At 69.6% G+C, this 19589-nt stretch carries 18 protein-coding genes and 2 tRNA genes; 5 read left to right on the top strand and 15 right to left on the bottom strand.

From position 1 onward, the window contains the following. Positions 1–87 precede the first annotated feature (87 nt). Both K3N28_RS13830 and K3N28_RS13825 read left to right on the top strand, forming a co-directional pair. Positions 88–717, top strand: coding sequence for a ClpP family protease (locus K3N28_RS13830; RefSeq protein ID WP_228093118.1), 630 nt, complete (start codon positions 88–90; stop codon positions 715–717). Continuing rightward, positions 714–1325, top strand: a complete 612-nt coding sequence (locus K3N28_RS13825; protein ID WP_228093117.1) for a ClpP family protease — start codon at positions 714–716, stop codon at positions 1323–1325. Before K3N28_RS13830 ends, K3N28_RS13825 begins: the two co-directional genes overlap by 4 nt. On the opposite strand, the gene K3N28_RS13820 is transcribed toward K3N28_RS13825, so the two are convergent. Then, positions 1307–1672 carry a helix-turn-helix domain-containing protein gene (locus K3N28_RS13820; protein ID WP_228093116.1) on the bottom strand — a complete coding sequence of 122 codons (366 nt, stop codon included), beginning with the start codon at positions 1670–1672 and terminating at the stop codon, positions 1307–1309. The genes K3N28_RS13825 and K3N28_RS13820 overlap by 19 nt on opposite strands. A 223-nt stretch (positions 1673–1895) precedes the next feature. Here K3N28_RS13820 and K3N28_RS13815 point away from each other — a divergent pair, with 223 nt between their 5' ends. After that, a complete protein-coding gene (locus K3N28_RS13815; RefSeq protein ID WP_228093115.1) occupies positions 1896–2759 on the top strand; it encodes an alpha/beta fold hydrolase in 864 nt (287 codons plus the stop codon). A gap of 201 nt (positions 2760–2960) precedes the next feature. Here the strand turns inward: K3N28_RS13815 and K3N28_RS13810 are convergent, their stop codons facing one another. From K3N28_RS13810 to K3N28_RS13790, 5 genes are all read right to left on the bottom strand, one after another. Next, complete coding sequence (locus tag K3N28_RS13810; RefSeq protein ID WP_228093114.1) at positions 2961–3635, bottom strand: hypothetical protein; 675 nt, start codon at positions 3633–3635, stop codon at positions 2961–2963. A 170-nt stretch (positions 3636–3805) separates the two neighbouring features. After that, positions 3806–3878 (bottom strand) — tRNA-Ala (locus K3N28_RS13805). A 99-nt stretch (positions 3879–3977) separates the two neighbouring features. Next, positions 3978–4109 carry a DLW-39 family protein gene (locus tag K3N28_RS13800; RefSeq protein ID WP_228093113.1) on the bottom strand — a complete coding sequence of 44 codons (132 nt, stop codon included), beginning with the start codon at positions 4107–4109 and terminating at the stop codon, positions 3978–3980. 118 nt (positions 4110–4227) lie between these two features. Beyond that, complete coding sequence (locus tag K3N28_RS13795) at positions 4228–4827, bottom strand: flavodoxin family protein (RefSeq protein WP_374209779.1); 600 nt, start codon at positions 4825–4827, stop codon at positions 4228–4230. A gap of 333 nt (positions 4828–5160) precedes the next feature. Beyond that, complete coding sequence (locus K3N28_RS13790; protein ID WP_228093112.1) at positions 5161–5832, bottom strand: TetR/AcrR family transcriptional regulator; 672 nt, start codon at positions 5830–5832, stop codon at positions 5161–5163. Between K3N28_RS13790 and K3N28_RS13785 the strand changes: the two genes are divergently transcribed. Beyond that, complete coding sequence (locus K3N28_RS13785) at positions 5831–6670, top strand: SDR family NAD(P)-dependent oxidoreductase (RefSeq protein WP_228093111.1); 840 nt, start codon at positions 5831–5833, stop codon at positions 6668–6670. The two genes, K3N28_RS13790 and K3N28_RS13785, sit on opposite strands and share 2 nt — an antisense overlap. 240 nt (positions 6671–6910) lie before the next feature. Here the strand turns inward: K3N28_RS13785 and K3N28_RS13780 are convergent. The 9 genes from K3N28_RS13780 to dnaA all read right to left on the bottom strand — a co-directional run bounded on the left by K3N28_RS13780 (position 6911) and on the right by dnaA (position 18811). Next, positions 6911–6987: transfer RNA gene (locus K3N28_RS13780), tRNA-Ile, on the bottom strand. A 193-nt stretch (positions 6988–7180) separates the two neighbouring features. Beyond that, on the bottom strand, positions 7181–7870 hold the full coding sequence (locus K3N28_RS13775; protein WP_228093110.1) for a DUF3566 domain-containing protein: 690 nt from the start codon (positions 7868–7870) through the stop codon (positions 7181–7183). Continuing rightward, the gene (gene gyrA, locus K3N28_RS13770; RefSeq protein ID WP_228093109.1) at positions 7871–10375 is read right to left on the bottom strand and encodes a DNA gyrase subunit A; all 2505 of its coding nucleotides are present in this window, start codon (positions 10373–10375) and stop codon (positions 7871–7873) included. A 69-nt stretch (positions 10376–10444) separates the two neighbouring features. Beyond that, the gene (gene gyrB, locus K3N28_RS13765; protein ID WP_374209767.1) at positions 10445–12403 is read right to left on the bottom strand and encodes a DNA topoisomerase (ATP-hydrolyzing) subunit B; all 1959 of its coding nucleotides are present in this window, start codon (positions 12401–12403) and stop codon (positions 10445–10447) included. A 306-nt stretch (positions 12404–12709) separates the two neighbouring features. Then, positions 12710–13177, bottom strand: a complete 468-nt coding sequence (locus K3N28_RS13760) for a DciA family protein (RefSeq protein WP_228093107.1) — start codon at positions 13175–13177, stop codon at positions 12710–12712. After that, entirely contained in the window at positions 13167–14303 is a 1137-nt protein-coding gene (gene recF / locus K3N28_RS13755) for a DNA replication/repair protein RecF (protein ID WP_228093106.1), read from the bottom strand. The genes K3N28_RS13760 and recF overlap by 11 nt, the downstream gene beginning before the upstream one ends. 132 nt (positions 14304–14435) lie before the next feature. Next, a complete protein-coding gene (gene gnd, locus K3N28_RS13750) occupies positions 14436–15311 on the bottom strand; it encodes a phosphogluconate dehydrogenase (NAD(+)-dependent, decarboxylating) (RefSeq protein ID WP_228093105.1) in 876 nt (291 codons plus the stop codon). Between the two features lie 69 nt (positions 15312–15380). Then, positions 15381–16529: a DNA polymerase III subunit beta gene (gene dnaN, locus K3N28_RS13745; RefSeq protein WP_228093104.1), complete on the bottom strand. Its 1149-nt coding sequence runs from the start codon at positions 16527–16529 to the stop codon at positions 15381–15383. Between the two features lie 392 nt (positions 16530–16921). Continuing rightward, on the bottom strand, positions 16922–18811 hold the full coding sequence (gene dnaA / locus K3N28_RS13740) for a chromosomal replication initiator protein DnaA (RefSeq protein ID WP_304608721.1): 1890 nt from the start codon (positions 18809–18811) through the stop codon (positions 16922–16924). A gap of 607 nt (positions 18812–19418) precedes the next feature. Between dnaA and rpmH the strand changes: the two genes are divergently transcribed. Continuing rightward, entirely contained in the window at positions 19419–19556 is a 138-nt protein-coding gene (rpmH, locus tag K3N28_RS13735; protein WP_091053947.1) for a 50S ribosomal protein L34, read from the top strand. Positions 19557–19589: the final 33 nt, after the last annotated feature.

Raw genomic sequence — 19589 nt, 5'->3', positions numbered from 1 at the left:
GAGGCCCCGCGCCCGCGCTGCTCAGAGCGGATCCGCTCAGGGCAGATCGCGTTGCGCGCGAAGGGGCCGCGCGCGCAAGGTGGAGCCATGAGTGAAAACGGGAAACCGCCCCTGTTCGACGACCGGGTCAGGCGCGAGCTGTACCAGCAGCGCGTCCTGGTCCTCGACGGTGCGCTGGACGACGACAACGGCACCCTCCTCGCCACGCAGATGCTCTCCCTCGCAGTGGAGAACGCCTCGCAGGACATCGCGCTGTGGATCCACTCCCCGGGCGGGTCGGTGCCCGCGATGCTCGCGATCCGCGACGTCATGCGGCTCATCCCCTGCGACGTGTCCACACTGGTGTTCGGCATCGCCTACAGCGCGGGCCAGTTCCTGCTGTCCTCGGGCACCCGCGGGAAGCGCCGCGCCCTGCCGCACTCCCGCGTGCTCATGCACCAGGGCTCGGCCGGGATCGCCGGGGCCGCCGTCGACATCGAACTCCAGGCGGGCGACCTCCGCCACACCCGCGACACGGTGCTCGGCCTCATCGCCGAGGACACCGGCCAGCCGCTGGAGCGGGTCTTCGAGGACTCCCTCCACGACCGCTGGTACACGGCCCGGGAAGCGCTCGACTACGGGTTCGTCGACGCGATCGTGACCTCGTTCGACGAGATCGCGCCGAACGCGCGCCGGACCGTCGGCCTCAGCATCGCCACCGAAGGAGCCTCGTCATGAGCAGCTACACGATCCCGAACGTGATCACCCAGAACGCCCGCGGCGAGCGGATCATGGACGTCTACTCGCACCTGCTCAGCGAGCGGATCATCTACCTCGGCACGGGCATCGACGCCGGCGTCGCGAACGCCCTCGTCGCCCAGCTGCTCCATCTGGACGCGGACAACTCCGAGCGGAACATCAACCTCTACATCAACTGCGAGGGCGGCGACCCGAGCGCGATGCTCGCGGTCTACGACACCATGCGCTACATCAAGTCCCCCGTCGCGACCACGTGCGTCGGCCAGGCCGTCGCCGTCGGCGCGGTGCTGCTCGCCGCCGGGAAGGAGGGGATGCGGGCGGCGCTGCCGCACGCGCGCGTCGTCCTCCACCAGCCCGCGGCGCAGGGCCGCGGCGCGATCCCGGACCTCATCCTCGCCGCCGACGAGATCGTGCGCGTCCGGGCCGACATCGAGTCGATCCTCTCCCGGCACACCGGGCAGACCCCTGAGGCGCTCAGGGCCGACACCGACCGGGACCGGGTCTTCACCGCGGCGGGCGCGAAGGAGTACGGCCTCATCGACCTCGTCATGGAGGAGGCGGTGCCGCGTCAGGCCGCCAGCGCGTAGTACGCCCGGTGGCCGGCGCCGACGGACGCGGTGAACTCGAAGGACCGCAGCCGTTCGGCGACGGCCACCGTCAGGTCGGTGAGCGTGAGTTCGAGGGCCCCGGCGACGGCGGCGATCATCTCGCTGGACGGGTCCTTCATGCCGCGTTCGATCTCGGAGAGGTACTGCGGGGAGATCCCGGCCCGGCCCGCCGTGTCGGTGAGCTTCTCGCCGCGGTCGCGGCGCAGGTCGCGGAGGCATTCGCCGAGGGCGTCGCGCCACAGCGGCTCGCCGCCGGTCTCGCCGCCGCGGGGCTCGCGGGTCGCGTCCTGCGGCGCTTGGTTCGGGGGAGGAGCAGTGTCGGCCATGCCTCATCGTAGGACGCCCGGAGGCGCCGGCGCCGCACCGTTCGCCCAAGGCGGAATCCTGCCGTGCGGTAGCGGCGCGGCGGGCAGGCGCCTGCCCGCCGCGCGGGACGACGCGAGGCGGGCACCGCCCTCGGCCTGTCGTGGTGGAGGCCGCGGGCGGCGATGAATCCGCGAAGCGGATCTCGTCTCCATAGCGAGCACCCGAACCACTCGAGGAGACGCGATGACCGAGCCGAAGACCCACACGCTCGCCGCCCCCGGCGCCGTCCTGCACTACGACGTCCGCGACGGCGACGGCACGAAGCCGGCCCTGCTGCTCGTCGGATCCCCCATGGCCGCCGCCGGATTCACCACCCTCGCGGGCCACTTCACCGACCGCGCCGTGATCACGTACGACCCGCGCGGGTCCGAGCGCAGCCGGCGGACCGACGGCGCCGACGAGAGCACGCCCGACGAGCACGCCGACGACCTGCGCCGGATCATCGAGGCGGTCGGCGCGAGCGAGGTGGACCTGTTCGCCAGCAGCGGCGGTGCGGTCAACGCGCTCGCGCTCGTCGCCCGCCGTCCCGAGCTGGTCCGCACCCTCGTCGCGCACGAGCCGCCCGCCACCCAGGAGCTCCCGGACCGCGAAGCGGCCCTGGCCGTCTGCGAGGACATCCGCCGGACCTACCTCGACGCCGGGTTCGGCCCGGCCATGGCCAAGTTCATCGCCCTGGTCACGCACAGCGGCCCGGTCACCGAGGCCTACCTGGAGCAGCCCGCGCCGGACCCGGCGGCCTTCGGCCTGCCGACCGAGGACGACGGCACCCGGGACGACCCGCTGCTCGGCCAGAACATCGTCACCTGCAACGCCTACCAGCACGACTTCCAAGCGCTGAGCGCCGCGTCGACCCGCATCGTCGTCGCGGTCGGCGCCGAATCGGGCGAGGAGCTGCCCGCCCGCGCCGGCAGGGCGGTGGCCACGCGCCTGGGCATCGAACCGGAGGTTTTCCCCAGCCACCACGGCGGTTTCCTCGGCGGCGAGTACGGCCAGACGGGCGAGCCCGAGGCGTTCGCCGCCAAGCTCCGCGAGGTCCTCGACGTCTGAGCTCGCGCCGACTGAGGACCGGCGGGCCTCGCCGGCACGAGTACGGTCGTGACCGCCCCATGGGCGGCGGCGCCGCCGATGCGGACCGCCGAGCCGATCGGCGCCGGCCCCGGTCTTGGATCGGGCAGTGGTCGCGTCAGGGTCCGGGCCGGTGCCCGGACCCTGGTCGCCGCTTCGGGCGCACCCGGGCGTGCCGAGGCGTCACGGGTTGAGCCGCTTGCCCATCTCGGCGGAGGAAGCCTCCTCGACGATCCGGGAGAACGCCGGTGCCGGCGGCGGTCCGTCCCTCGTCTGGCGTTGCGACGCGTGCCGTGCGCCCCAGACGACTTCGCCGCCCACCGATGCCATGGCCACGCCGTCGGTGCCCGGCATCGGCGGCGACTCGAGGTCCCCGCAGACCCAGAGCACGCCCATGCCGTGCGCCATGCGACTTCCGACCTCCTCGGGGATCCGGGTCTTGAAGGCCCGCACCACCTCCTGGTCGGGCGACATGAGGTACACCAGCTTCGTCGGCGAGTTCGCCTTCCCCCGCGCGTCCGCCACCCGGCAGGGCCACGCCTGCCACGGCTCGGCGCTCAGCGGGAAGACGATCAGTTTCGCTATCGACGGCTCCCGCTTCGACCGCACCGCATCGTTGAGGAACACCCCGCACCAGAGCAGGACCGCCAGCGCGATCAGCGGCGCGAACCGGACCGAGACGACGAACGTCAGCACGAGGCTGAGCGCCGCGAACGCGAATGCGGTGCCGTTCCACCGGAGCATGGTCCTGGTCCCCGCCTTGGCACGCTCCTCCGAGGCGTGAGCCGCCGCCTGCGTGCCGTCGGCGGCCAGCGCGCAGTCGGCCGAGACCCGGTATCCGTATTCGTGAGCGAGCACGATGCCTCCAGCGGGGGCGGGCGCGGTGCGGACCGCATCGTCTTGCCGCGGCCGGGACCGGTCGGCGGCCTCCAGGCCCACCGCGACCGAGCATACGAAAACGGCACCGGCCTGGGCCGGTGCCGTCGACGGTCGTCGTGCGGCTCAGGACTGCGTCCTGACGCCTGGGGTGGAGCCTAGGGGAATCGAACCCCTAACCCCCGCCTTGCAAAGGCGGTGCTCTGCCAATTGAGCTAAGGCCCCTCGGTCAGCCGCGCGGGGCTGGACCCTATGAGTATCCCCGCCGCGCGCACGGCAACAGCGAGGATACCCGGGACGCAGTGAACTGGCTAACGCGGTCGGTCAGCGCACGTCTTCCGCGGAGGTGGTGGCCTCGTGCCACAGGGTGCGGTCGTCGTTGATCGCCTTGACCTTCTTGGCGACCACGAATGCGACCGTGGCCACACCGGCGACGATCAAGATCTTCTTCCACATGGACCCAGGCCCCCTATATCAGAGATTGCCGCGTACAGCAACACCGTGTTCGGCATTGCACGATGCGACTCAGCATAGCGAACTGCGAGGCGCCCGGCCGCCGGGCCGGGCGGCGCCGTCAGTACCGGACGTCGGCCGTCGCCGCGGGCACCGCCGCGGCGTCGGTGAAGAAGGTCTTGGCCGCGCGGAGCGCCCGCTCGTCGCGGTCGACGTCGCCGGGCTTGGAACCGGTGCCGACGAGCACGCCCCGCCACTCCATCCCCATGTACCCGGCCGTCGATCGCAGGGTGCCGACGAGCGGCGCGGCCGCGCCGGGGCCCTCGTCGGCTTGGGCGGTGACGCCCCACAGCCGCCGTCCGGCCATGCGGGCGCGGAAGTCCAGGCCGGGCACGCGCAGCCAGCCCGCCCAGTCGTCGAGATAGGTCTTCACAGTGGCGCTCACCGAATACCAGTACAGGGGCGAGGCGATCACGATGTCGGTGGCGGCGAGGGTCGCGTCCTGGAGGGTCCGCTCGGGGCCCTCGGCGGGCGGGGTGCGGCCCGAGCCGATGTGGCGGCGGTCGGTGAACGGCGGCAGGCCGAGCTCGCCCAGGTGGATCCAGCGCCGCTCGGCGGCCGGTTCGAGGTGTTCGGCGGCGGCGCGGGCGAGCCGCTCGGTGTTCCCGCCGGTGCGGGCGCTGCCGAGGAGGAACAGGAAGGAGCGGGGTGCGTCGGCCAGGGCGGGCTGCTTTCTCGGTGGGGCGCGGGTTCACCGGGTGCAAGGCGCCCGGCGGCCGGGTCGTCCCGGCCGCTGCGGTGACGTGCGCGGTGTCCCGGGCATGAAAAAACCCGCCGGCTTGCGGCGGGTTTTGGTGGGCGTACCAAGACTCGAACTCGGGACCTTCGAGTTATCAGAACTGGCATCTTACGTGCCCGAACCAGACCGAGCACCCCGTGAGCAGGCCTCGCGCCCGAAGGCGTCGCTCAGCACAGAGCATACGGCGACATGCCAGTACAGGCAGTTGCCTCATATCCGCCTCACTAGGTATCTATTATGGACTTAGATCTGGTCTCAAGTCGCGTGGTGATCGGACTGGTCCTGCAGAGCGGTGACCATGGCTACGACCAGGTCCCTGGCCTGTTCGAACGAGACTTCGGAGAGTGCCGGGGAGCCGACGACCGAGCGCATGAGCCCGATGCCGATCAGCAGTGCACCGACGAGCTCGGCCCGCACCTCAGTGTCGGCGCCCTTGAAACGATCGGCGAAGTCGGCGAGGTAGTCCCCGCAGACCTGCTCACGCAGCCGCACGCGAACCTCAGGCCGGCCGGCCGAGCGAAGCATGACCAGGAGGGGATGCTCGCTGGCCGGATCAGCGCCGGCGAAGACGACCTCTCGGAGCATCTCCTCGGCCAATTCCGAAGGCGCGAGTCGATGATCCCCGCCCAGACCCGGTGGGACTTCCATGCGCACGGCCTCGGCGAACAGCGCCTGCTTGGAGCCGAAGTAGCGGAAGATCAGCGTCGCGTCGACCCCGGCATCGGCGGCAATGTCGCGCACGCTGGAGCCGTCGAAGCCGTGCTCGGTGAACCGGTGGCGGGCCGCCTCCAGCAGTGCCGCTCGGGTCGCCGCCTTGTCGCGGCGTTTGGGTTCGCTCATGAAGTCATCATAAGTCATCAATTGTTGACTTATCGAGTGCGACAGGCTAACGTTTGTCATCGATCGATGACTTATGAAGAAGGGCATGAATGCCGTGCGTACCTATGTGATCACCGGCGGCACCGACGGAATCGGGAAAGGCCTGGGACTGCACTTCCTGACCCGTGGGGACCGCGTCATCACCGCGGGGAGCACCCCGGCCAAGGGCGAGGCACTACGGGCCGAGGCCGAACGACTCGGCGCCGCCGATCGCTTCCGTTTCCTGCGAGCCGACCTGAGTACCCTGAACGGCATGCGCTCGGTGGTCGCCGAGGTCGAGGCCACGACAGAGCGCCTCGACGGACTCGTCTTCGCCACTCAGCGCTTCCGGCCCCGGCGCGAAGAGACTCCCGACGGCCTCGAGTACACCTTCGCCCTGTCCTATCTCAGCCGCTTCGTCATCGGCCACGGCCTGGCCGGCCGGCTCGACCAGGGCCATGCCCCGGTCGTGTTCAATCTGGCCGGACCCGGCGGCCTTCCCGGCCGGATCCACTGGGACGACCCGCAACTTCACCACGGCTACACCGGCAAGAACGCTGCGATGCAAGCGTCCCGCTGCAACGACTTGCTCGGCGTCGACTTCCCCCAGCGCCATCCGGGCACGCGAATCCGCTATGTCCTGTACAACCCACTGTTCGTCAAGACCAGTCTCGCCGACCCGCTCCCGCAGCCGCAACGAGCGGTCACCAAGACCATGGCCTGGCTCCTGGCCCAGCGGGTCGACAAGGCGATCCCGCCGATGGTCGACCATATCGACCACCCTCCCGCCGCGCAGGTGACCGCGTTCCGGCGGCGCACGCCGATCCCCCTGACCGGTAAGGACTTCGACCCCGATGCGGCCGACCGGCTCCACGAGCTCACCCTCAAGCTCCTCGCTGAGCGATGACCGCAGATCGACAACCCGAATCTCCCATATTTCGGGATGGTTTCCCTGTCTCTTCCCGGAATGCAGAAGACATTGACCGACGTCGTGACCTTGGAGTCGATTTTCCCTTTGGGCGCAAGAAGTCCTGTGACCTGCGGGTTTCCTCCGGGAGATGCCTCAAATCTGCCTCAAATCAGGGCCCTCACGGTCCCGAATAGACAGAAATCCCAGCTCGGCACATGGCCTGAGCTGGGATTTTACTGGTGGGCGTACCAAGACTCGAACTTGGGACCTTCGAGTTATCAGCTCGACGCTCTAACCACCTGAGCTATACGCCCTCACGGGTTGTCGTCGCGGACCCGAGGACCACCTGGACCGGTGAGGCCTCATCGGCAACGCTGAGAAAGATTACCCCACTCCCGGGCCGATCGCGAACGGGGGGCCCGGCCTGAAGGGACGGCCGTCACTGGCCCGGACGAGACGACGGGCGCCCGCGGCCGTCCCGGCCGCGGGCACCCGTGTCGCTGTCGCCTAGTCGCGCTCGGCGAGGGTGACCTCGACGCCGCCGACCAGGTCGGCGCACACGTTGTAGATGAACGACCCCAGCGTCGCCAGGGCCGTGAACAGGACCATGTTCACCACGCCCAGCAGGGCCGCGGCCCCGATGACGCCCTTGGCGGTGATCCGGAAGTCCTCCGCCGCCTCGGCGTTGTCGGCGTTGGTGCCCATGAGCATCTGGAGCATGTCGTTCACGGTGTCGAACACGCCCATCGCGTCGAGCGCGATGTACAGGACCGTGGTCGCCACGACCATCACGATGAACAGCACGATCGAGACGGCGAACGAGAACTTCATCACCGACCACGGGTCGATCCGCTTGAGCCGCAGGCGGGCCCGGCGCGGGCCCCGCGCGGTCGCCTGGCTCACCGCGGCGCGCGCGGCGCGCACCGCGTCGGCCACCCGGGCCGAGGACGCCACGCCGGCGGCCTGGTTGGCCGCGGTGTTCCCCGGCATCTGGGGGGTCACCGGCGGCGGGGTCATCCCCGGCGGTCGCCGCAGCGTCAGCGTCTGGTCCTGGGCGGCCGCGGGCGGCGCGGCGGCGCTCTCGGCCGGCTCCGCCTTCGCGTCGTCGGACTGCGCCTGGTCGCCCGCCGGCGTCTCGGAGAACTCCGGGACGTCGTCGCGCTCGGTCCCCGCGTCGGTGGCCTTCGCGTCGGTCATCTACTCGTCCTGCCCATCATCGGGTTCCGGTTCTTCGGCGCTCCTGGTGATCGCGAGCAGCGAAACCTCGTCGGGCAGGTCGATCAGCTTGACGCCCATGGTGTTGCGGTCCGAAGTCTGACGGACCGGCTGCACCGGAGTCCTGATGACGCCTCCCTCCGAGGTGATCGCGAACAGCTCGTCGTCCGGCGTCACCGCCAACGCTCCGACCAAGTCGCCGCGCCGTTCCGTGATCTTCGCAGTCAGCACGCCCTTGCCGCCGCGGCCTTGCGGCGGGTACGCGTCGACCGGAGTGCGTTTCGCGTAACCGCGGCTGGTGGCCACGAGGATGTCCATATTATCGCGCAGGACGATCATGGTCAGCAGTTCGTCGTCGCCCACGAACCGCATCCCGATCACGCCGCTGGTCGCGCGGCCCATCGACCGCAGCGACTCGTCCGTGGCCTGGAACCGGATCGACTGGGCCTTGCGCGAGACCAGGAGCAGGTCGTCGGTCGGCTCGACCAGCGCGGCGCCCACCAGTTCGTCGCCGTCGCGCAGGTTGATGCCGACGATGCCGCCGGTGCGCGGGGAGTCGAAGTCGGTCAGCCGGCTCTTCTTCACCAGGCCGTTGCGGGTCGCCAGCACCAGGTACGGGGCGACCTCGTAGTTGGCGATCTGGACGACCTGGGCGATGTGCTCGTCCGGGCCGAACGCCAGGATGTTCGCCACGTGCTGCCCGCGGGCGGTGCGGCTGGACTCGGGGAGCTCGTAGGCCTTCGCCCGGTAGACGCGGCCCTTGTTGGTGAAGAACAGGATCCAGTCGTGCGTGGTGCACACGAAGAAGTGGCTGACGATGTCGTCCTGCTTGAGCTGCGCGCCCTGGACGCCCTTGCCGCCGCGCTTCTGGGAGCGGAACGAGTCGGTCTTGGTGCGCTTCACGTACCCGCCGCGGGTGATGGTGACCACCACGTCCTCGCGGGCGATGAGGTCCTCCATCGACACTTCGCCGGCGTCGGGCTGGATCTGGGTGCGCCGCTCGTCGCCCCAGCGGTCGACGACCGCGGCGAGCTCGTCCCGGACGATCGCGCGCTGCCGCTCGGGCTTGGCGAGGATGTCTTCCAGGTCGGCGATGCGGTTCTCGATGTCGACGAGTTCGTCGATGATCCGCTGGCTCTCCAGGGCCGCGAGGCGGCGCAGCTGCATGTCGAGGATCGCGACGGCCTGGATCTCGTCCACGTCGAGCAGGCTCATGAGGCCCTGCTTCGACTCCTCGGCCGAGGGCGAGCGCCGGATGAGCGCGATCGTCTCGTCGAGCAGGTCGAGGGCCTTGGCGAGCCCGCGGAGGATGTGGGCGCGCTCTTCGGCCTTGCGGAGCCGGTAGCGGGTGCGCCGCTGGATCACTTCGATCTGGTGGGCCACGTAGTAGCGGACCATCTGCGCGATGTTCAGCGTCCGCGGGACGCCGTCGACCAGCGACAGCATGTTCGCGCCGAACGTGTCCTGCAGCTGCGTGTGCTTGTACAGGTTGTTCAGCACGACCTTCGGGACCGCGTCGCGCTTGAGCACGATGACGATCCGCTGGCCGGTGCGGCCGGAGGACTCGTCGCGGATGTCGGCGATGCCGCCGAGCTTGCCCTCCTTGACGAGGTCGGCGATGCGCTCGGCCAGGTTGTCGGGGTTGACCTGGTAGGGCAGTTCGGTGACGACGAGGCAGGGGCGGCCCTTGGCGTCCTCTTCGACCTCGATGACGGCGCGCATCTTGATCGAGCCGCGGCCGGTCCGGTAGGCGTCCTCGATCGCGGCGCGGCCGAGGATCGTGGCACCCGTGGGGAAGTCGGGCCCGGTGATGATGCCGAGGATCGCCTCGAGCGCCTCCTCTTCGGTGGCGTCGGGGTGGTCCAGGCACCAGTTGACCGCGCCGGCGACCTCGCGCAGGTTGTGCGGGGGGATCTTGGTGGCCATGCCGACCGCGATGCCCTCGGAGCCGTTGATGAGGAGGTTCGGGATCCGCGAGGGCAGGATCATCGGCTCGGTGGTCTTGCCGTCGTAGTTCGGTTCGAACTCGACGGAGTCCTCTTCGATGTCGCGCAGCATCTCCATCGCGAGCGGGTCGAGCCGGCTCTCGGTGTAGCGGTGCGCGGCGGCCGGGTCGTTGCCCGGGGAGCCGAAGTTGCCCTGGCCGTCGATGAGCGGGTACCGCAGGCTCCACGGCTGGGCCATGCGGACGAGGGTGTCGTAGATGGCGGAGTCGCCGTGGGGGTGGTACTGCCCCATGACGTCGCCGATGACGCGCGAGCACTTGACGTAGCCGCGGTCGGGCCGGTAGCCGCCGTCGTACATGGCGTAGAGGATCTTGCGGTGGACCGGCTTGAGTCCGTCGCGCACGTCGGGCAGCGCGCGCCCGACGATGACGCTCATGGCATAGTCGAGGTAGGAGCGGGACATCTCCACCTCGATGCCGACCGGTTCGATGCGGCCGCCGCCTTCCGGGATCTCCAGCTGGTCTTGGTTGTTCTCAGGCACCAGTGCTTCCTTGCTCTGTCAGTCGGATCGTGGTACGAGCTGCGCTCGCCAGATGTCCAAGCTCTGCCGCTAAATATCCAGAAAGCGGACGTCCTTGGCGTTCTCCTGGATGAACCGGCGGCGGCTCTCCACGTCCTCACCCATCAGGACGCTGAACAGCTCGTCGGCGGTTGCCGCGTCGTCGAGCTGAACCTGGAGGAGGTTGCGCTGCGCGGGGTCCATGGTCGTCTCCCACAGCTCGGTGTAGTTCATCTCACCGAGACCCTTGTAGCGCTGGACGCCGTCGGAGCGGCGCGGGTCGGCCTTGCCGGCGGCGATCCCCGCCTCGATGATCCGGTCGCGCTCGGCGTCCGAGTACGCGTAGTCGACGAGGTCGCCCTTCTTGTTCCACTTGATCTTGTACAGCGGCGGCTGGCTCATGTAGACGTGGCCCATCTCCAGGAGCGGGCGCATGAACCGGAACAGCAGCGTCAGGAGCAGCGTGTTGATGTGGTGGCCGTCGACGTCGGCGTCCGACATCAGGATGACCTTGTGGTAGCGGAGCTTCTCGACGTCAAACTCCTCGTGGATCCCGGTGCCGAGGGCGGTGATCATGCCCTGGACCTCGTTGTTCTTGAGGATCTTGTCGAGGCGGGCCTTCTCCACGTTGAGGATCTTGCCGCGGATGGGCATGATCGCCTGGGTGCGCGGGTTGCGGCCCTGCTTCGCCGAGCCGCCGGCCGAGTCGCCCTCGACCACGAAGATCTCGCACTCCTCGGGGTTGGTCGACTGGCAGTCGGCGAGCTTGCCGGGCATCGAGGAGGTCTCCAGCAGGCTCTTGCGGCGCGCGAGCTTGCGGGCCTGCGCGGCGGCCTTGCGGGCGTTCGCGGCGCTGGAGGCCTTCTGGACGATGATCCGGGCTTCCTTGGGGTGGCGGTCGAGCCAGTCGGGCAGCCACTCGTTGCACACGCGCTGCACGAAGCCCTTGACCTCGGTGTTGCCGAGCTTGGTCTTCGTCTGGCCCTCGAACTGCGGCTCGCGCAGCTTCACGGAGATGATCGCGGCCAGGCCCTCGCGGATGTCGTCGCCGGAGAGGCGGTCCTTCTCGGACTTGATGATCTTCTTCTCCAGGCCGTACTTGTTGACGGCGTTGGTGAGCGCGGAGCGGAAGCCCTCTTCGTGGGTGCCGCCCTCGTGGGTGTTGATCGTGTTCGCGAACGTGTAGACCGACTCCCCGTAGGACTCGTTCCACTGCATCGCGACCTCGATCGACTGCCCGTCCTCTTCGGCGCTGAACGCGATCACCGTGGGGTGGATGGCGCTCTTGGAGGCGTTGAGGTGGCGCACGAAGTCGGCGATGCCCTCGTCGTACTTGAAGGTGACGTCCTTGACGTTGCCCTCGTCGTCGAGGTGGTCGGGGCGCTCGTCCCGGAAGGTGATCGCCAGGCCCTTGTTCAGGAACGCGTACTCCTGGAGGTGGCGGTAGATCGTCTTGTAGTCGAACTCGAGGGTCTCGAAGATCGCGTCGTCGGGCCAGAACGACAGCTTCGTGCCGGTCTCGTCGGTCGGCTCGCCCTTCTCGAGGGGGCCGGGCTGCGCGTGCTTGTACTCCTGGCGCCACACGTGGCCGTTCTTGCGGATCTCGACCGAGACGCTCGTGGACAGCGCGTTCACGACCGAGACGCCGACGCCGTGGAGGCCGCCGGAGACGGCGTAGGACTTGGAGTCGAACTTGCCGCCGGCGTGGAGCACGGTCAGCGCGACCTCGACGCCGGGCTTCTTCAGCTTGGGGTGGAGGTCGACCGGGAACCCGCGGCCGTTGTCCTCGACGCTGACGCCGCCGTCGGCCAGGAGCGTCACGTTGATGCTGGTGCAGAAGCCCGCCAGGGCCTCGTCGACGGAGTTGTCGACGATTTCCCAGATGAGGTGGTGCAGGCCGCGCTCGCCGGTCGAGCCGATGTACATGCCCGGGCGTTTCCTGACCGCCTCGAGGCCTTCGAGGACTGTCAGCGAACTGGCGCTGTACTCGTCCTGCTGCTTCGCCGCCACCGGCAACTCCTTCTGTCGTCGTACACGGTCGGTAGTGAGAAAGCTAGCCCATGGCTGTGACACTTTCAGCCCGCTGGCAGCGCTGACGCCGGATGTCCGATCCGGTGACGCGCGCCGCGGGGCGCGCCCGCGGCAGTGGTCTCACCAAATCGCGACGGTCGGCGCCGTGAGCGCCCGACCGTCGCATCATGCGTCAAGTCTACTTCGTCCGCGCTGCGGATTCCGCTTCTCTGCGCTCCGTTGTCGTCACAGTCGCGTCGGGAGCCATGGACATGAACCCCCCTACGGACCCAGGGGTGCGCGGCTTCAGAACGTGTCCCGAGAGCCATTAAACCGTACTCGCCTCGGACCGTAGGAACGTGTCGGCTGCTGCGGTCCGACGATCTTCAGGCGCTTGACGACGCTGGGCCCGAGGGCCGCGGCGAGCTTGCCGTGGATCTGCCGGGAGAACAGCCGCAGCTGCGTGGCCCAGGCGGTGGACTCGGCGACGACGAGGAGCTCGCCGTGCTCGAGCCGCTCGGGGCGGCAGTGGCCGGCGATCTCGGGGCCGACGATGGACTCCCAGCGGCCGAAGACCGAGGCGTCCGCGACCTTGCGGGTCCAGCCGTTCTTGCGCACGACCTGGGGGAGGAGGCTCCCGAGGAGTTCGGGGTCGCGCTTGTCGGGCCCGGGTCCGGACCACTCCTTGCGGAAGCGGGGGTCGTCGGATTTACCCCGCCGTTTGGGACGCGGGCGGTAGTTGTGGCCGCCCGAGGCCGAGCCGTCATAGGACACGCTTGATCTCCCCTTCCCACACGTCGTATCGGGCGCCGGTGAGCCGCTCGGGGACGTCCCCGGCGACGGCGCAGGTGATGAGGGTCTGCGGGGCGGCCTCGGCGTATTCGGCGAGGCGCTCGCGCCGCGTGGCGTCGAGTTCGGCGAACACGTCGTCGAGGATGAGGATCGGCGCGGCCCCGTCGGCCCGGAGGAGTTCGAAGGCGCCCAGGCGGAGCGCGAGGGCCACCGACCAGGTCTCGCCGTGGGAGGCGTACCCGCGGACCGGGAGCGAGCCGAGCTGCAGGTCGAGGTCGTCGCGGTGCGGGCCGACCAGGGTCGTGCCCCGCTCGACCTCCTTGGCGCGGGCGCCGGCCAGCGCGGCGCCCAGGCGCGCGGCGAGCAGGTCCTGGTCGGCGGCGAGGCCGTCGCCGAGTTCGGACTCGTAGGCGAGCGTGACCTCGGAGCGGCCGTCGGCGATCTTGGCGTGGGCCTTGGCGACGGGCTCGGCCAGGTCGTCGAGGAGCGCGAGGCGCCCGGCGAGGAGTTCGGCGCCGTGGCGGGCGAGGTGGGCGTCCCAGGCGTCGAGGGTGGCCATCTCGGCGCCGCCGGGGCCGCGGCCGCCGGTCTTCTTCGCGAGGTAGGCGGTCCGCAGGAGCGTGTTGCGCTGTTTGAGGACCCGCTCGTAGTCGGCGCGGACGCCGGCGTAGCGGGGGAAGCGCGCGCACAGCAGCTCGTCGAGGTAGCGGCGGCGCGCGGACGGCTCGCCGCGCACGAGCGCGAGGTCTTCGGGGGCGAAGGCGACGGCCTTGAGCGCGCCGATGATCTCGCGGGGGCGGGCGAGCGGGGTCTTGTTCAGGCGGGCCTTGTTCGACTTGCCGGGGACGATCGCGAGCTCGGCGAGGAGGCGGCGGGAGTCGTGGACGATCTCGGCGCGGATGACGGCCTGCTCGCAGCCCTGGCGGACCAGGGGGGCGTCGGAGGCGACCCGGTGGGAGCGGAGGTTCGCGAGGTAGACGAGGGCCTCGACCAGGTTGGTCTTGCCGTGTCCGTTGGGGCCCACCAGGATCGAGGGTCCGTCGTCGAACAGGACTTGGGCGTGCGCGTAGGACCGGAAGTCGCTCAGTTGCAGCTGTCGTACACGCACGCCTCTATTGTGCCGCCTGCTCGTGGATGGGGCTTGACCGGATGCCGCGACTCCGGGGAGTCACGGCCCGTCTCCGCTGTCGGGTTCGCCGTGGTGGCGCGACGTCGTCGCGTCCCGGGCGCGTGGCCGCCGCTAGTCCGGCTTGACGGCGTGGCCGCCGAATTGGTTGCGCAGGGCGGCGACGGCCTTCATGGCCGGGGAGTCGTCCTGGCGGGAGCCGTAGCGCGCGAACAGCGAGTCGGTGATGGCCGGGAGCGGCACGCGCAGGCGGATCGACTCCTCCACGGTCCAGCGGCCCTCGCCGGAGTCCTCGACCCAGCCCTTGATCTTGTCGAGCTCGGGGTCCTCGTCGAGGGCCCGGTCGAGCAGGTCGAGCAGCCAGGAGCGGATGACGGTGCCCGACCGCCAGGACTTGAAGATCTCGGGGACGTTCTCGACGTGCTCGGAGGCCTCGAGCAGCTCGTAGCCCTCGGCGTAGGCCTCCATCATGGCGTACTCGATGCCGTTGTGGACCATCTTCGCGTAGTGGCCCGCGCCCACGCCGCCGGCGTGGACGAAGCCGTACTCGCCTTCGGGCTTGAGCGCGTTGAAGACCGGCATGAGCCGTTCGACGTCGGCCTCGGCGCCGCCGACCATGAGCGCGTAGCCCTCGGTGATGCCCCAGACGCCGCCGGAGACGCCCGCGTCGACGTAGCCGATGCCGCGCTCGGCCAGGAGCGCGGCGTTCACGGCGTCGTCGGTGAAACGCGAATTGCCGCCGTCGACGACGATGTCGCCTTCGGCGAGGAGCCCGGCCAGTTCGGCCACGGTGGAGCGCGTGGCCTCGCCCGCGGGGACCATGACCCAGACGGCCCGGGGGCCTTCCAGGGCCGCGACGAGTTCGTCGAGCGAGCCGACGTCGGCCACCGCCGGGTTGCGGTCGTAGCCGACGACCTGGTGTCCCGCCTTCTCGAGCCGCAACTTCATGTTGCCGCCCATCTTGCCGAGCCCGATCATGCCGATCTGCATGTCGCGCCCCCTTTCACGTCAACGGTCTGCGATGTTCCGCGCGCCAGGATCACTCACGTCGTTGTGCGGTCAGGCGTCCCATCGCAATGGTTGCAGCATGTACAGGTACACGTCGTGGTTTGTGTCAGATTCCTCATCTTCGGGCGCGGGCTGCCCGGTCATCACCACCGGCTTCCCCAATTCGTTCATCTTGAACGCCGTGTAGGGGGCGTCCATGGCCGAGAGCCCGTCGAGCAGGTACGTCGGGTTGAACGCGATCTTGCCCGGCTCGCCGTCGAGGGAGCAGTCCATGCCCTCGGAGGCCTTGGCGTCCTCGGCGCCGCCGGCCTCGACCACGAGGCCGTCCTCGTCGAAGGAGAGGCGGATGGGCGAGTTGCGGTCGCCGACGAGCGCGACGCGGCGCGCGACCTCGATGAGGTCGGCGGTCCTGACCTTCAGCGTCGTGGCGTAGGAGGTCGCCAGGAGGCTGCGCAGCGGCGGCAGCTGGCCGTCGAGCACGCGGGAGGTCGTCTGGCGGCCGCCGGCGGTGAAGCCGATCATGCCGGGCGCGCCCTCGCTGTTCTGGGGGACGGCGATGGTCACCGGGCCGGAGTGGGATCCGAAGGTGCGGGCGGTGTCGGCGAGGGCCTTGGCGGGCACCAGGACGGTGACGGCGACGTCGGAGGCGCCGGGCTCCCAGGTGGAGTCGCGGATGGCCATCCGGTAGCGGTCGGTGGCGAGCATGCCGATGCCGCCGCCGGTCATCTCGATCTGGACGCCGGTCATCGTCGGCAGGGTCTCGTCCTTGCCGGCGGCGACGGCGGTCTGCGCGACGGCCCGGGCGAACTCGTCCGCGTCGATCGTGCCGATGGCCTCGGGCATCTGCGGCAGGCTCGGGTAGTCCTCCAGCGGCATGGTCGGCAGCGTGAAGCGCGCCGACCCGCAGGTGAGCTCGGCGTGGGGGCCGTCGACCACGAAGTCGACGGGCTTGTTCGGGAGGGCCTTGACGATCTCGGCCAGGAGCTTGCCGGAGACCAGGGCGGTCCCCGCCGACTCCCCGGTGACCTCGACGGTGACCCGAGTGGAGATCTCGTAGTCGAAACCGGAGATCGTCAGCTTGCCGTCGTCGACCGACAGGCGCGCGCCCGCGAGGACGGGGACCGACGGGCGGGCCGGGAGGCTCTTGGCGGTCCAGGAGACCGCGTCGGCGAAGGTGTCTCGATCAACTTGGAACTTCATGGGTCGCTCCTTCTTGCTGAAGCGCGGTTGTTCACAGCGCTATTACTAATGAACGCTCTATAGATATAACTGTCGTCGTAGTAGTCGGTGCTGTGGAAACTGTGGAAAACCCTTCTTTCCGCAGGTCCTTCGGGGTTCGCGCCTGTGGACGGGCTGTGGAGAACCTGTGGATGAGTCAGGAGCTTATCCACAGCCTCCGGCGATCATCGAGTTTTCCACATCTCGTCCACAGCCTCGTCCACAGCTTTTCCACAGGTTATGCACAGGGTCTTCCACAGGAGAATCGCGAATCGGAATCGCACTCCCGCCTGTTTTCCACACGCCGTCCACAGCTTTTCCACAGAAAACCGGGGTTGTGCACAGGTTATCCACAGCGTTGTCCACAGGTCCGCTCAATCATCCGTGTGTTTCAAACGGTTCGTCAATTCCGCGATCTGGTTGTAAAGGGCCCGCCGCTCCGACATCTGCTTGCGGATCTTCTTGTTCGCGTGCATCACCGTGGTGTGGTCCCGGCCGCCGAACGCCTGCCCGATCCGCGGCAGCGACATGTCCGTCATCTCCCGGCACAGGTACATCGCGACCTGCCGCGCGTTCACCAGCACGCGCGAGCGCGAGTTCCCCTTGAGGTCGGCCGCCTGCACCCCGAAGTAGTCCGCGGTGGCCTGCATGATCTGGTCCACCGTGACCTCGGTGTTCCTGCCGTTCTCGGGGATGATGTCGTGCAGCACCTCCTCGGCCAGGCCCAGGTCCACCGGCTTGCGGTTGAGCGACGCGTACGCCGTCACCCGGATGAGCGCGCCCTCCAGCTCCCGGATCGAGTGGTGGATCTGCGTGGCGATGAACTCCACCGCGTCGGTGGGGACGTTCAGGTTGTCCTGCACGGCCTTCTTGCGCAGGATCGCGATCCGCGTCTCCAGGTCCGGCGGCTGGATGTCGGCGAGCAGGCCCCACTCGAAGCGGGTCCGCAGGCGGTCCTCCAGCGTCTGCAGCTGCTTCGGCGAGCGGTCCGAGGAGATCACCAGCTGCTTGTTGGCGTTGTGGAGCGCGTTGAAGGTGTGGAAGAACTCCTCCTGCGTGCGCTCGCGGTCCATGAGGAACTGGATGTCGTCGATCAAGAGGATGTCGACGTCCCGGTAGCGGCGCTGGAAGGCCTGCTGGCGACGGTCGGACAGGGAGTTGATGAAGTCGTTCGTGAACTCCTCGGTGGTCACGTACCGCACCGAGTTCGCCGTCCCGAGGTCGAACGCGTAGTGGCCCACGGCGTGCAGCAGGTGCGTCTTGCCGAGCCCGGATCCGCCGTAGATGAAGAGCGGGTTGTACGCCTTCGCGGGGGCCTCGGCCACGGCGAAGGCCGCCGCGTGCGCGAAGCGGTTCGAGGAGCCGATGACGAACGTGTCGAAGTTGTAGCGCGGGTTGAGGCGCCCGACCCCGTCCACCGCTTTGACGGGGGCGCTGTTGCCGCCGGCCTTGGTGATCCCGCCCCGGCGCTCGGGGTCGGGGTCGTCGGACGGGGGCGGGGCCACCGGCGGCGCGGACCCGTGGTCCTTGCCGCCGTGGTCCTGCCCGCCGCGGCCGTGCGCGGACTCGGCGAGGACCCGCTCCAGCTCCTCGCCCGGCGGCTCGGCGCGCTCCTCCCAGCGGGAGGCGGGCTCGGCCTCGGCCGGGCGGGACGGCTGCTGCCGGATCGCATCGGAGCGCTCCGTCGCATCCGGCGCGGCCTCGTTCCGTTCGGGTGCGCGCGGGGCCTCGGCCGGCTCGGCGGTCCGCTGGCCGTCCCCGGGGCGGAACGCGGCGGTGTCGAACAGGCTCGGCGGGCTCGGCGCCGGGACGGTCTTCCGCGCCGGGGCGCGCGGCGGCGACGGCTCGGGCGAGCGCTCCTCCGGCGGCTCGGCGGCCCGCCGGCCGTCCCCGGGCTCGGGACCGAACGAGGGCCGTTCGAACACGATGGTGGCGTCGGCGGCGGCCTCGGGAGCCGCAGGGACCCCGGTGGCCTCCATGTTGACGGCGTTCGGCAGTTCGACCTGCTTCTCCTGCAAGGTCACCGCGATCTGCGTCGGCTGGCCCATGCGCCGGGAGAGGGCCTCGCTGATCGGCAGGCGCAGCTTCGACTCGAACGCGGAGCGGGCGAACTTGTCGGGGGCGGCGATGATGAACGTGCCGCCCACCGCCAGGACCGGCCGGGTCAGCCGCATCCACGCCTGCTGCTGGCGGGTCAGCGCCGACGTGTCAGCCAGTTCGGCGGTCACCGCCGACCAGACTGCCGACAGATCTTGGTCGGTCACCTTCGCCATCCCTTTGCGTGAGCTCGAGTCCTGAACGGGGCGTTCCGCGAAGTTCGGCAGCCGCACCGAGTAGGCTCCGATACAGGTCATCCGCACCGCCGCACCGGTCGTCCCCAGTGCGTTCCAGCAAGTTTTCCACAGGTTATCCACAGGCCTTCAGCTGGCCTGTGCACATGCGCCGCTCATGACAAAGATTCTTGAAAAACGGTCATGACCAGCACTTTCGTGGGCGTCTGATGACGATGCCGTTCGGGCGCCGTCGAAGTCGTGCACCGCACCGGCAAAGTTATCCACAGGGTGCTCGCAGTTGCCGCGGCCGTCCCGCCCGGCAGCGCCGGGACGCGCCGGAGGCCGGCCGGGGAGGACGGTCCGCCCCTGCGCGGGCCGGCCCCGATCGAGGGACCGCGGTGGCGGGCACGGCGCCGCGGCGAGTAACATGAGCGAGTTGCCCGCTCGAACCAGAGGGGCATGCCACACCCGCCCTCAGCGGCTGGGCCGCCGCGTGAATGCCCTGCTAGGCTGTTCTCCGCGTCCCCGAAGCCCGTTGGGCGGGGCCCGAGCCCGGGCGACGCAGTGGCCATTTGATTCGTTATGGGAGACATCCGTCGTGAGCAAGCGCACCTACCAGCCGAACAACCGCCGTCGCAAGCGCACCCACGGCTTCCGGCTGCGCATGCGGACCCGTGCCGGCCGCGCCATCGTCAACGCGCGCCGCAACAAGGGTCGCAAGCAGCTGACCGTCTGAGCGCTTGCCTCCCGGTCCCTGCGGCCCCCTGAG

The organism is Glycomyces sp. TRM65418, from assembly GCF_019710475.1.
GTDB lineage: Bacteria > Actinomycetota > Actinomycetes > Mycobacteriales > Micromonosporaceae > Glycomyces.
This window is presented reverse-complemented; position numbering and strand designations above follow the sequence as displayed.

Coding starts and splice junctions, on each gene's coding strand:
- K3N28_RS13830 (WP_228093118.1), top strand. CDS start 88: ATGAGTGAAAACGGGAAACCGCCCCTGTTCGACGACCGGGTCAGGCGC.
- K3N28_RS13825 (WP_228093117.1), top strand. CDS start 714: ATGAGCAGCTACACGATCCCGAACGTGATCACCCAGAACGCCCGCGGC.
- K3N28_RS13820 (WP_228093116.1), bottom strand. CDS start 1,672: ATGGCCGACACTGCTCCTCCCCCGAACCAAGCGCCGCAGGACGCGACC.
- K3N28_RS13815 (WP_228093115.1), top strand. CDS start 1,896: ATGACCGAGCCGAAGACCCACACGCTCGCCGCCCCCGGCGCCGTCCTG.
- K3N28_RS13800 (WP_228093113.1), bottom strand. CDS start 4,109: ATGTGGAAGAAGATCTTGATCGTCGCCGGTGTGGCCACGGTCGCATTC.
- K3N28_RS13785 (WP_228093111.1), top strand. CDS start 5,831: ATGAATGCCGTGCGTACCTATGTGATCACCGGCGGCACCGACGGAATC.
- K3N28_RS13790 (WP_228093112.1), bottom strand. CDS start 5,832: ATGCCCTTCTTCATAAGTCATCGATCGATGACAAACGTTAGCCTGTCG.
- K3N28_RS13775 (WP_228093110.1), bottom strand. CDS start 7,870: ATGACCGACGCGAAGGCCACCGACGCGGGGACCGAGCGCGACGACGTC.
- gnd (WP_228093105.1), bottom strand. CDS start 15,311: ATGCAGATCGGCATGATCGGGCTCGGCAAGATGGGCGGCAACATGAAG.
- dnaN (WP_228093104.1), bottom strand. CDS start 16,529: ATGAAGTTCCAAGTTGATCGAGACACCTTCGCCGACGCGGTCTCCTGG.